At 74.7% G+C, this 10,542-nt stretch carries 11 protein-coding genes and 1 pseudogene; 4 read left to right on the top strand and 8 right to left on the bottom strand.

All coding sequences use genetic code 11. The annotated features are described in order from the left end of the window. The 3 genes and pseudogenes from AB0C69_RS29315 to grpE form a co-directional block, all read right to left on the bottom strand. Positions 1–1,144 (bottom strand): annotated as a pseudogene (locus AB0C69_RS29315) (hypothetical protein); the annotation flags it as partial. Between the two features lie 28 nt (positions 1,145–1,172). Further along, positions 1,173–2,756: an Hsp70 family protein gene (locus AB0C69_RS29310; RefSeq protein WP_360358373.1), complete on the bottom strand. Its 1,584-nt coding sequence runs from the start codon at positions 2,754–2,756 to the stop codon at positions 1,173–1,175. Between the two features lie 5 nt (positions 2,757–2,761). Continuing rightward, a complete protein-coding gene (gene grpE, locus AB0C69_RS29305; protein ID WP_345182380.1) occupies positions 2,762–3,415 on the bottom strand; it encodes a nucleotide exchange factor GrpE in 654 nt (217 codons plus the stop codon). A gap of 194 nt (positions 3,416–3,609) precedes the next feature. On the opposite strand from grpE, the gene AB0C69_RS29300 reads away from it, so the two are divergent. After that, on the top strand, positions 3,610–4,251 hold the full coding sequence (locus AB0C69_RS29300; protein WP_345182382.1) for an ACT domain-containing protein: 642 nt from the start codon (positions 3,610–3,612) through the stop codon (positions 4,249–4,251). Positions 4,252–4,294: 43 nt separating this feature from the next. On the opposite strand, the gene AB0C69_RS29295 is transcribed toward AB0C69_RS29300, so the two are convergent. Beyond that, positions 4,295–5,212: a carbohydrate kinase family protein gene (locus tag AB0C69_RS29295; protein WP_345182384.1), complete on the bottom strand. Its 918-nt coding sequence runs from the start codon at positions 5,210–5,212 to the stop codon at positions 4,295–4,297. Between the two features lie 71 nt (positions 5,213–5,283). Here AB0C69_RS29295 and AB0C69_RS29290 point away from each other — a divergent pair, with 71 nt between their 5' ends. Both AB0C69_RS29290 and AB0C69_RS29285 read left to right on the top strand, forming a co-directional pair. Beyond that, the gene (locus tag AB0C69_RS29290) at positions 5,284–5,928 is read left to right on the top strand and encodes a class II aldolase/adducin family protein (RefSeq protein WP_345182386.1); all 645 of its coding nucleotides are present in this window, start codon (positions 5,284–5,286) and stop codon (positions 5,926–5,928) included. Positions 5,929–5,963: 35 nt separating this feature from the next. Continuing rightward, on the top strand, positions 5,964–6,767 hold the full coding sequence (locus tag AB0C69_RS29285; protein WP_360358372.1) for an enoyl-CoA hydratase: 804 nt from the start codon (positions 5,964–5,966) through the stop codon (positions 6,765–6,767). Here the strand turns inward: AB0C69_RS29285 and AB0C69_RS29280 are convergent. Then, positions 6,724–7,797, bottom strand: coding sequence for a hypothetical protein (locus AB0C69_RS29280; protein ID WP_360358371.1), 1,074 nt, complete (start codon positions 7,795–7,797; stop codon positions 6,724–6,726). The genes AB0C69_RS29285 and AB0C69_RS29280 overlap by 44 nt on opposite strands. Positions 7,798–7,902: 105 nt before the next feature. Here AB0C69_RS29280 and AB0C69_RS29275 point away from each other — a divergent pair, with 105 nt between their 5' ends. Continuing rightward, the gene (locus AB0C69_RS29275) at positions 7,903–8,322 is read left to right on the top strand and encodes a TIGR03668 family PPOX class F420-dependent oxidoreductase (protein WP_360358370.1); all 420 of its coding nucleotides are present in this window, start codon (positions 7,903–7,905) and stop codon (positions 8,320–8,322) included. Here AB0C69_RS29275 and AB0C69_RS29270 read toward each other — a convergent pair. From AB0C69_RS29270 to AB0C69_RS29260, 3 genes are all read right to left on the bottom strand, one after another. Then, on the bottom strand, positions 8,319–9,116 hold the full coding sequence (locus AB0C69_RS29270) for an alpha/beta hydrolase (protein WP_360358369.1): 798 nt from the start codon (positions 9,114–9,116) through the stop codon (positions 8,319–8,321). The genes AB0C69_RS29275 and AB0C69_RS29270 overlap by 4 nt on opposite strands. Before the next feature lie 86 nt (positions 9,117–9,202). Next, positions 9,203–10,201 carry an ADP-ribosylglycohydrolase family protein gene (locus AB0C69_RS29265; protein WP_360358368.1) on the bottom strand — a complete coding sequence of 333 codons (999 nt, stop codon included), beginning with the start codon at positions 10,199–10,201 and terminating at the stop codon, positions 9,203–9,205. A gap of 15 nt (positions 10,202–10,216) precedes the next feature. Continuing rightward, a partial coding sequence (locus AB0C69_RS29260) for an AraC family transcriptional regulator (protein ID WP_360358367.1) occupies positions 10,217–10,542 on the bottom strand: 326 nt, incomplete at its 5' end.

Raw genomic sequence — 10,542 nt, 5'->3', positions numbered from 1 at the left:
GGGGCGGCAGCGCGTCGGCGAGCAGGCGGTGGGCGCGGTCCGGGTCGGGCTCGGCGGACGCGGCCTCGCGCAGGCGCAGCGCGGTGCCGAGGCGGTGCCGGGCCTCGGCGGCGAGCACCTCCTCCTCGGGCGGCTCGGCGCCGGGGGAGGGGTGCGGGACCCGCGCGGCGTCGGCCAGCCCGGCCGCCGCGTGCACGTCGCCGGAGTCCAGCAGCGCGCGGAGCCGCCCGGCGAGGCCGCCGCCCCGGTCGGTCTCGCGCACGACGGCGAACACCAGGCGGCGGGCGTCGCCCTGCTCGACGCCCAGCTCCTCGGCGGCGTACCGGAGCAGGGCGCGCTCGGACGCCCGCTGCCGCAGGCGCTCGCGGAGCCGGTCGGCGATGTCGAACAGCAGCAGTGCGGGCAGGTCGGCGCCCGAGCGGAGCGCGGCCAGCACGGTGTCGGCGTGCGTGGTGGTGGTGTCGCGGCTGCGGCGCGCCCACTCGGCTCCGGCCGCCGCGACCGCGTCCCCGTCCGGGCGCAGGCCGCCTCCCGGCACGGCGAAGCCGTCCAGGACCCGCATCGGGCCGGTGAGGCGGGCGCCGAAGAGGAAGTCGGCGAGGTGGCGCCTGCCGAGGACGTCCAGCGACTCGCGCACCTTCCGGTACGCGGGGTAGGGCGCGGCGGACGGCAGCGCGTCGGGTTCGCGGATCTCGACGCCGTCGGCGGCGGCCGGCCCCGCCAGCTCCTCGCCCCGCACCCCGGAGGTGCGGGCGATGGCCTCGACCTCGGCGGGCGTGGCCATCCGCAGCGCCCCGGCCGCGTCGGCGAGGCGGGCGCGGGCCTCGCCGAGGCGGCGCTCGGCGAGCTCGCGGCCGCCGCGCAGCCGCGCCTCCAGCGGGCGCGTGTCGCCGCGCTCGGCGGCGGAGAACAGCGGCGCCAGCTCGCGGTGCTCGGCCTCCAGCCGGTCGATGAGCTTGCGGTACTTCAGCTGCCCGCGGGCCCGCCGCCAGCACTGCCGGACCAGCCTGACCCGGGCCGCGACGGCCGCCGCGTCCAGCGCCCCGTCCAGCGCGTAGCGGACGCGCAGGTCTTCGGGGGGCCGGTCGCCCGCGGCCCGCGCGGGTTCCAGCACCTCCCGCCGGTAGTCCTCGTCGAACGCCACGGGCGCCTCCAGGGGATCCGCGGCCCGCTCAGCTGACCTGGACCCGGGAGAGGGCCTTGCGGGAGCGCTCGACCTCCTCCTCCGACATGCCGCCGACGTCCACCTTCAGCTCCAGCCGCTCCCCGGTCTCCTTCTCCACGGCCGTGACGTTCAGCAGGCCGGAGGAGTCGAGCTCGAACGTCACCCCGATCGGCCAGCCCGACTTCTTGCCCGGCGGGACGCGGATCTCGCCGGTCGCGATCTCGGTGTTGTCGATCAGGTCGGCGGACTCCACCACGCCGGCCTGCTCCATGACCCGGACGTCGGCCGAGGTCTGGTCGTCGTAGACGGTGAAGAAGTCCTCGGTCCTGGCGGCGGGCAGCTCGTCGTTGGCGTGCACGAGGTGCGCGACGCTCTCGGCGCCGGTCTCCCGGTCGACGACCACGATCCCGAACGCGTGCGAGGCGACCGTCCTGATCCGCCGCCCGGCGATCTGCTTCTGCTGCTCGGCCGACAGGCCCGCCCGGTTCGCCATCTCCTCGGCGCGCTCGGCGGCGCCCTCCTGGACGAGCCGCCGGTAGGTCTCCTCGAACGCGTACAGGGCGGCCCCCTTGGCGACCGCGAGGTCGGGGTCCTGGAGGCGGGGGGCGAGGCCGAGCTCGGTCTGCAGCCGCGCCGCGACGACCGGCATCTTCGTGGAGCCGCCGACGAGGACGAGGTCGTCGTAGTCCTCGACGCCCTTCTCGGCGGCGGTGGCCAGCGTCCGGCCGGTGATCTCCACGGTGCGGTCGAGGAGGTCCTGGGTCAGCTCCTCCAGCTTCTCCCGCGTCACCTCGACCGAGGCGACCCGCCCGGCGTGCATCACCCGGACGGTGTGGGACGTGCGGGTGGTGAGGGCCTTCTTGGCGTCCTCGGCGTCGCGGCGCAGCTGCTGCTCGGTCTGCCGGTCGTCCAGCGGGTCGCCGGCGTCGGGGTGCTCGGCGCGGAACCGCTCGGCCAGGTGCTCCACGAGCCGGGCGTCCCAGTCGGCGCCGCCGAGCTCGTGGTCGCCGTCGGTGCACACCACCTCGATGTGGCCCCCGCGCAGCGCGATGACGGTGGTGTCGAACGTCCCGCCGCCGAGGTCGTACACCAGGATCGTGCGGTCGGTCTCGGGGTTGAGGACGCCGTAGGTGATCGCGGCGGCGATCGGCTCGGACACGATGTCGATGACGTTCAGCCCCGCGATGCGCCCCGCCTTGCGGGTCGCGTCGCGCTCGGCCACGCCGAAGTAGGCCGGGACGGTGATGACCACGTCGCGGGTCTCCTCGCCGGTGGTGGTGCGCGCGTCCGTCGCCAGCTTCAGCAGGATGAACGCCGACACCTCCTCGGGCGTGAAGTCGATCCCGTGGATGGGGCGGGTGACGTCGCGGCCCATGTCCCGCTTGATGAGGCTGACGACGTTGTCGGGCTCCAGGACCGCGGTGTCCTTCGCGGTCTGGCCGACGACGACGTTCTCGCCGCTCTCGAAGAACACGACGGACGGCGTGGTGTCGGTGCCCTCCAGGTTCCGCTGGACCGCGGGCCGGCCCACGTCGTCGATGGAGGCAATGCAGGAGTACGTCGTTCCCAGGTCGATCCCGTAGACGGCCATGTCCCTCACCCGCTGTTCGTCGTCTGTCCGTTGTGCGACGCCTCGCCGGCGGGCGCCGGCTCGGCGAGCCTGCCGACGCTGACCGCCGCCTTGCGCAGCACCTTTCCGCTCTGCTCGAACCCGTCGGACTGCACGGCCGTGACGGTGCCGTCCGCCACGGGGTCCTCGACGGGCGTGACCGCGACCGGGCGGTGCCGGGACGCGTCGTAGGGGGCGCCCGGCTCGACGGTGAACCGCTCGACGCCGAGCCGCGCGAGCGCGTCGGCGACGTCGTCGGCCAGCGCCGCCAGCAGCACCGCCGTCCGCCGCGGGTCGGGCGCCTCGGCGAGATCGGGCGCGCTGAGCCGTTCGGCCTCGCGGCGCGCCTGGTCGTGCAGCCGGTACAGCGCCGCGCGGACGGGCTCCAGCATCGACTGCAGCTCCCCGCGCCGCAGCCGCTGGTTCTCCTCGTGGAGCCGGTCGATGACGGCCTCGCGGTGCTCCGCGCGCTCGCGCTCGCGGTCGAGGCGGGCGGTGAGCCCGGCGAGGGCGTCCCGCACCTCGGCGTGCAGCACCGCGCCCACATCGTCCCCGCCGGCGTCCCCGGCGTCCCCGGCGCGCGCCGGCTCGGGCCCGGCACCGGAGGCTTCGCTGACTGGGGGTTCCCCGTCCCTCGACACGTAGAGTCACCTTAATGCTGGACGGCAGGAGACGTCAGGCCAACCGATGACCTCCACCGGACTCTAGTTTGACCCGTGCCCGCCGTTCCAGCACCGACTTTCCGTGCCGTTTTCTTGGGATGACACGTCTGGGTAACACAGGGGAAACGGGTGTCGCCGAAGCTGGGGACCTCGCACGGAGACTGGAGGTGGCGATGTTGCTGCGAATAAGGGTGCGCCTGCCGGACCGCCCCGGTTCGCTGGGGCAGGTCGCGCGGACCCTCGGCGCGGCGGGCGCGGACGTGGTGCAGATGACGGTCCTGGAACGCGACAACGGGCGGGCGATGGACGACTTCACCGTCGCGTGGCCCGCGGGGGCCGATTCCGAGCGGCTGACCGGGGGCCTCGGCTCGGTGCCGGGCGTGGAGGTCGTCGGGATCTGGCCGACGGCCGAGCCGCAGGGCGCCCATCCCGACGCGGCCGTGATCGGCCAGGTCGCGGCCGTCCCGGAGCGCGGCCTGGAGATCCTCGCCGACGCCGTCCCGGCCGTCCTGAGCGCCGACTGGGCGGGCCTCGCCGAACTGAAGGGGGAGGACGAGGCGGTCCTCGTGCACGCCAGCGCGGGCGGCGAGCCGGGGACGGTCCTGCCGGACCTGCGGCCGCTGAGGCCGCGGGCGTTCACGGCGCCGGACGGCACGCGTTTCGCGGTCTGCCCGCTCGCGGCGGGCGGGGTCGCGCTGGTGGTCGCCCGGACGGGCGCGCCGCCGTTCCACCGGACGGAGGTGTTCCGGCTGGAGCAGCTCGCCGGGGCCGCCAACGCCGTCCTGCACCGGGTCCGCGGCGCGTCCCCGCTCTGAGCGCCCGCGTCGTTCCGGCCCGTGCCGGTCCGGCGGGGCGAGGTCAGTCCAGCAGGGCGAGGACCGCGTCCAGGTCGGTGAGGCCGGCGTCGGAGCCGAGCCCCTGGGCGACGGTGGCCGCCGCGGCGGTGCCCCAGCGCGCGGCCTCCAGCACGTCCTTCCCGTGCGTCAGGCCGGTGATGAACCCCGCGCAGTAGGCGTCGCCGCAGCCGGTCGTGTCGACGACCTCGACGGGCAGCGCCGGCAGCCGGTGCGCGCCCTCGGCGGTGGCGACGAGGCTGCCCTCCCCGCCGAGCGTGACGACGACCGTGCGGGGCCCCCGCGCGAGCAGCGCGGCGGCGGCCTTCTCCGGGTCGTCCTCGCCGGTCATGAGGGCGGCCTGCTCCTCGTTCGGCAGGAAGTGGTCGACGTGGGGCAGGAAGGCGGCGGCGCCGTCCAGCAGGTCGGGCATGGTGGACAGCAGATCCATCGTCACGACGGCGCCGGCCTCGCGTGCGGCGTCGAGCACGGCGAGGAAGGCCGGGTCGTTGAGGCCGAACGTGACGTCGGGGCCGCCGAGGTGCACCGCGCTCGCCGCCTCCAGCAGGCCCGGCCCGACCGCGTCCGGGGCGAGGGTCAGGTTCGCGCCGGGGACGTGGAAGCTCGGGCGCCCGCCGTCCGGCCGGATCGGCAGGATCGACGCGCTGGTCTGCTCGGCCGTCCGCCGGACGAGCCCGCGCACGTCCACGCCCTCGCGCGCCATGATCGTGACCAGCAGGTCGCCGAGGTCGTCGGCGCCGATCGCGCCGACCGAGACGACCTCGTTGCCGAGGCGGGCCAGGGCGACGGCGGTCCCGGCGGCGGCGCCCGCCGCGGTCACCCGGATCCGCTCGACGACGACGGTGCCCTGGCCGTCCGGGATGCCCTCCACCGGGCGGGCGAGCACGTCCAGGATGTGCGCGCCGAGAGTGACGACGGTCATGTCCGGCCCCTTAGTGATCGTCTGGGCCGTAGCGTACGCGGTGCAGGCCACGGAATGTGAGAGGTATTCGCATGTTGCTGAGGGACGAGCGGGACGCGTTGTGCGGGGTCGGCCGGCGGCTGGCCGCGACCGGGCTGGTGACGGGCGCGTCCGGCAACGTCAGCGTCCGGTCCGGCGACCTGGTCGCGGTCACGCCGGGCGGGATGATGCTCGACCGGATGGAGCCGGCCGACTGCCCGGTCGTGGACATCGCCGGCCGGTGGGTCGAGGGGGACAAGGCGCCCTCGTCCGAGACCCCGATGCACCTCGCCCTCTACGAGGCGACCCCGGCCTCCGCCATCGTGCACACGCACTCCACCTACGGCGCCGTCGTGGCGACGACCATGAGCGAGCTGCCGCCGATCCACTACAACACGCTCCTGCTCGGCGGCGTGGTGAAGGTCGCCGAGTACGCCACCTACGGGACGCCCGAACTCGCCGAGAACGTCCGGACGGCCATGGCGGGCGGCAAGCGCGCCGCGCTGATGGCCAACCACGGGGGCGTCACGATCGGCCGCGACCTGGAGGAGGCGTACGAGAACGCGCGCCTCCTGGAGTGGCTGTGCGGGGTGTACGTCCGCGCGAAGACGATCGGGGAGCCGCGCGTCCTGACGGAGGAGGAACTGGCGAAGGTGGTCGAGCGGGGCCTCGCGCCGCCCGACTTCCCCCGCGTGTAACCTAACGCTTGTTAGGTCACTCTGGGAGGCCCGCCTTGCCCTTCGTCCTGGTCGACAAGCCGCGCCCGAACGTCACCCTCATCACCCTCAACCGGCCCGAGCGGATGAACGCGATGGCGTTCGACGTGATGGTGCCCTTCCGGGAGGCCCTGGAGGAGGTCAGCCGCGACAACGGGACCCGCGTCGTCGTCATCACCGGCGCCGGCCGGGGGTTCTGCTCGGGGGCCGATCTGGAGAACCCGGGGAACATCCCGGGCATCGACGGGCTGACGCTCCCGACCATCGCGCTGCGCTCGATGGAGCTGCTGGACGACGTGGTGCGGGCGATGCGGCGCGTCCACCAGCCGGTCATCGCGGCGGTCAACGGCCCGGCGATCGGCGGCGGCCTGTGCCTGTCGCTCGCCGCCGACATCAGGCTGGGCGCGGACACGGCCCTGTTCCGCGCGGCCGGGATCAACAACGGGCTGACCGCGAGCGAGCTCGGCCTCAGCTACCTGCTGCCGCGCGCGATCGGCGCGTCCCGGGCGTTCGAGCTGATGCTGTCCGGTCGCGACGTGGAGGCCGCCGAGGCCGAGCGGATCGGCCTGCTGTCCCGCGTCGTCCCCGGCGACAAGCTCCTCGACGCCTGCTACGAGCTGGCCGAGCGGATCGCCGGGTTCAGCCGCCCCGGCACCGAGCTGACGAAGCGGATGCTGTGGTCGAGCCTGGACGCCGCCAGCCTGGACGCCCACATGGGCCAGGAGGGGCTCGCCCAGCTGTACGTCCGCCTCACCACCCACAACTTCGAAGAGGCGATCAAGGCGCGGAGGGAGCACCGCCCCCCGGACTTCCAGGACTGACGCACAGCGGCCGGGTCCGCCGCTGGTACGACCACGCGGCCGCGCCCAGCGCCACGCCGTAGGCGGCGAACGCGCCGATCCCGCACGCCGCGACCGTCCAGCCGGACCAGCCGCTGATGAGCCCGTCGTGCGGGAGGTCGCGCAGCCCGAGGACGGGCGGCAGCAGGTACGCGACGGTCCCGGCGACCCCGTAGGGCCCGAGCGTCAGAGCGCCGAGCCAGGCCGGGGCGAGCGGCAGCCAGCGCGGCACCCTTCGCCCGGCAAGCGGCGGAACCCAGCGCGGGAAGACCTGCCCCCATGCGTGCGTGAGCCCCATGAGCAGGAAGACTCCGGCGAGCGCCGACAGGGTGGTGAAGTCCAGCCCGTACCTTTCCAGCGTGAGGACCAGCCCGGACGCGCCGTTGCGCTCGAACTCGGCCACGACCTGCTCGCCCTCGATCCCCGCGAAGGAACCCCCGAACGCCCACGTCGTCTTCATGGCGACGTAAGGCGCGAAGCCGAGAGCCCCGCCGTACGCGGCCCACCGCACCGCGCGCGGCGCGGGCGACACGGGCGGCGGAGCCTTCGCGGTCCCCGTCCCCGTGTGCTCCCGGCCGCACCGCGCGCACCTTCCCGCCGTGCCGCGCTGGTAGGCCAGGGCCGTCCCCGCGAGAAGGGCCGCGCCCACCGCGCACAGGGACTCGACGGCGAACCTCGGCCAGTCGTCGACCGTCCCGTCGAAGACGAGTTGCAGCGCGTTCATCACGAAGCCGAACGTTCCGGCCCCCGCCAGCACGCACGCCGTCCAGAGTCCGGTGAGCGGCCACCACCGCGGCATCTGCCGCCCGACGTCGCGGACGCTCGACACCGCCATGATCCCGCCGACGCCCAGCAGGGCGGCGATCATCCAGGCCGCCGCATCGGCGTCCGCCAGCGGAGATCCGGTCTCCCCGCCGCTCGCCCAGTACAGGGCCAGCCCCACCGCGCCCACCGACCATGCCCCGGCCGCGTACCCCGCCCAGCGCGGCCACAGCCTCCCGACCGAATCCATGGGACGAGCCTCTCCGCGCCCCCGTCCCTCGCGCCTCCCGCCGGGGGCCGAACGCCCTACCCCGCGCGGGGGAGCGGCATGGGAGCGGCATGGCAGTCTGAGGGGGTGCCGAAGCTTGCGCCGGACGAGGCGCGCCGCCTGCTGACCACCGTGCCGGTCGCGCGCCTCGCGACCGTGGGGGAGGACGCCCGGCCGCACCTCGTCCCCGTGACGTTCGCCGTCCACCGGGGCGCCGTCTACACGGCCGTCGACCACAAGCCCAAGAGCACCCGGGAGCTGCGGCGCCTCGCCGACATCCGGGCCAATCCCCGCGTCGCGCTCCTGGCCGACCACTACGAGGACGACTGGGACCGCCTCTGGTGGGTCCGCGTGGACGGTCACGCGGCCGTCGTCAACGACCCCGCCCGCATGGCAGAACCTGTGCGGCTCCTGGCGGACCGCTACCCCCAGTACCGCGAGCGTCCGCCGGAGGGTCCGGTCATCGCCGTCACCATCGAGGCCTGGACGGGCTGGTCGGCGTCCTAGAGGGAGCGCTGGAAGGCCGTGACGGCCTCGGCGACCTTCTCGGGGAACTCCACGTGCGGGTGGTGGCCGGCGCCGTCCAGCAGGACGACCTCGCCGTCCAGCCGCCGGCCGACCCACTCGGCCTCGGCGGCCGGGTCGGGCCAGTCGATGTCGCCCGTGCCCATGATGACGAGCGCGGGCGCCTGCACCCGGTCGAGCCGCGCCTCGGACTCGGCGTGGGACATGCTCAGGTAGCCGGCGATGACCTTGCCGCGTCCCGGCTCCTGGAGGTTCGCCTTCAGCTTGGCCTTGTGCTCGGCGAAGTCGGCCGGGGGCTTCGGCTCCCACTTGGGGTAGTACGACATGTAGAGCGGCAGGGCCAGGCCGGGGACCCGCATGAGGGCGGTGGTCAGCTTCTGCGCGAAGCCGCCCTTGCCGTCGCGGACGAACGGCGCCGCCAGGACGAGCCCCTTCACCAGCTCGGGCGCCTCGGCCGCGACCCACACCGCGGCGGCCGCGCCGTTGGAGCAGCCGTAGACCAGCGCCGGGCCCGCGTCCAGGTGCTTGAGCAGGGCCAGCAGGTCGTGGGCCAGCGGCGTGCTCCCGTACTCGGGCCAGCGCGCGCTGGTCTCGCCCATCCCGCGCTGGTCGACGGTCACGACGCGGTACCCGGCGTCCAGGAGCAGCGGCCGGAGGAACCGGTACTGCGACCGCAGGTCGAGCATCGAGGGGAGGCACACGATGAGCGGGCCGTCGCCGCTGTCGTCGTAGGCCAGCCGGCCGCCGGGAAGGTCGAGGAACCGGGTCTCGCTCATCGCGCACTCCTTGAATCGCTGTAGCTCTATGGCTAAGGATATTAGCTATAGGGCGACCGAGAGTCAAGAGCGGTGCTCTCGCGGGATCAGTCCCAGGCCTCGCCGAACCTCGCGAGGTCGGCGGCGTACTCGATGCGGGCGGACCACTCGCCCGGCCAGGCGTCCATGCCGAGGTGCGCGCCCGCGAACGCCCCGGCCAGGCACGCGATCGAGTCGGAGTCGCCCGAGCTGGCCGCGCCGCGCCAGATCGCCCTGACCGGCTCGTCCGGGAAGAGCAGGAAGCACAGCAGACCGGTGGCGAGCGCCTCCTCGGCGACCCACCCCGCGCCCGTGGCCCCACACGGGTCGGACGTCCGGTCCCCGCGTGCGACGGCCTCGTCCAGGCGGTCGAGGACGTCCAGGCACTCGTCCCAGCCCCGGGCGATGAACGCCTCCGGGGTGTCGACGCCGGGCTGCTGCCACAGGGTGCCGAGCCAGCGCTCGTGGTAGACGCCGCGCTGGTCGCGGCAGCGGGCCCGCAGCGCGGCGGTCAGGTCGGACGGGGCCATGCCGTCGGCCAGCCACCGGACGGCGAACGCCGTCAGCTCGCTCGCCGCGAGCCCGGTCGGATGCCCGTGGGTGAGGGCCGCCTGGAGCTGCGACGCCCCGGCCCGCGTCTCCTCCGACAGCCCCGGGGCGAGGCCGACCGGCGCGACGCGCATGTTGGCGCCGCACCCCTTGGAACCCGCCACGGTGGCCTCCGCCCAGGGCTTCCCGGCGGCCAGGTTCTCGCACGCGCGCAGACAGGTGTTCCCGGGCGCGCGGTTGTTGTCCGGGCTGTTCAGCCAGTCGACGAAGCGCCGCCGCCACATCGGCGTGATCAGATCGGGGGTGAACGGAGGGTTCGCCAGGGCGTCCAGCAGCCCGAGCCCGACCGCGATCGCCATCTGGGTGTCGTCGGTGACGAGCGCCGGGTCGCCGTCGAGCCGCGCGGGGCCGTGCTCGCCGAACCGCCGGTGGATCTGCTTCATCGTGAGGAACTCGGTCGGCGCGCCCAGCGCGTCCCCGTACGCCAGCCCGAACATCGCCCCGCTCGCCCTTCTCATGGGCGGCATTCTCCCCTAACCCGTACAAGCATCGCGGTAGCCGCCGGGGGTCATGCCGTAGCAGCGGACGAACCAGCGCGTCAGATGGCTCTGGTCGGCGAAACCGGTGCGGGCCGCCACGTCCCCGATCGCGTCGCCCCCGGCGAGCAGGCGGCGCGCGGCGCGCAGGCGGAGCTGGCGCTGGTAGTCGCTCGGCGCCATCCCGTACTCCCGCCGGAACCCCCGGTACAGCGCGAACCGGCTGCACCCCGCGCAACCTGCGGGCGGCCGGCTAGTAAGGTCGGCCGCATGCCCGCTCGTACCCCCGCCTCGTCCCCGGTGAGAGAGCCCAGGCCACCGCG

The organism is Actinomadura sp. NPDC048032, from assembly GCF_040653175.1.
Taxonomy (GTDB): domain Bacteria; phylum Actinomycetota; class Actinomycetes; order Streptosporangiales; family Streptosporangiaceae; genus Spirillospora; species Spirillospora verrucosospora.
The sequence above is the reverse complement of the archived record's forward strand: the minus strand, read 5'-3'. Positions and strand labels throughout refer to the sequence as shown.

Excerpts from the sequence above, each read along its gene's own strand:
- AB0C69_RS29295 (WP_345182384.1), bottom strand. The coding sequence starts at position 5,212 with ATGACCGTCGTCACTCTCGGCGCGCACATCCTGGACGTGCTCGCCCGC.
- AB0C69_RS29300 (WP_345182382.1), top strand. The coding sequence starts at position 3,610 with ATGTTGCTGCGAATAAGGGTGCGCCTGCCGGACCGCCCCGGTTCGCTG.
- AB0C69_RS29280 (WP_360358371.1), bottom strand. The coding sequence starts at position 7,797 with ATGGATTCGGTCGGGAGGCTGTGGCCGCGCTGGGCGGGGTACGCGGCC.
- AB0C69_RS29290 (WP_345182386.1), top strand. The coding sequence starts at position 5,284 with ATGTTGCTGAGGGACGAGCGGGACGCGTTGTGCGGGGTCGGCCGGCGG.
- AB0C69_RS29310 (WP_360358373.1), bottom strand. The coding sequence starts at position 2,756 with ATGGCCGTCTACGGGATCGACCTGGGAACGACGTACTCCTGCATTGCC.
- AB0C69_RS29265 (WP_360358368.1), bottom strand. The coding sequence starts at position 10,201 with ATGAGAAGGGCGAGCGGGGCGATGTTCGGGCTGGCGTACGGGGACGCG.
- AB0C69_RS29270 (WP_360358369.1), bottom strand. The coding sequence starts at position 9,116 with ATGAGCGAGACCCGGTTCCTCGACCTTCCCGGCGGCCGGCTGGCCTAC.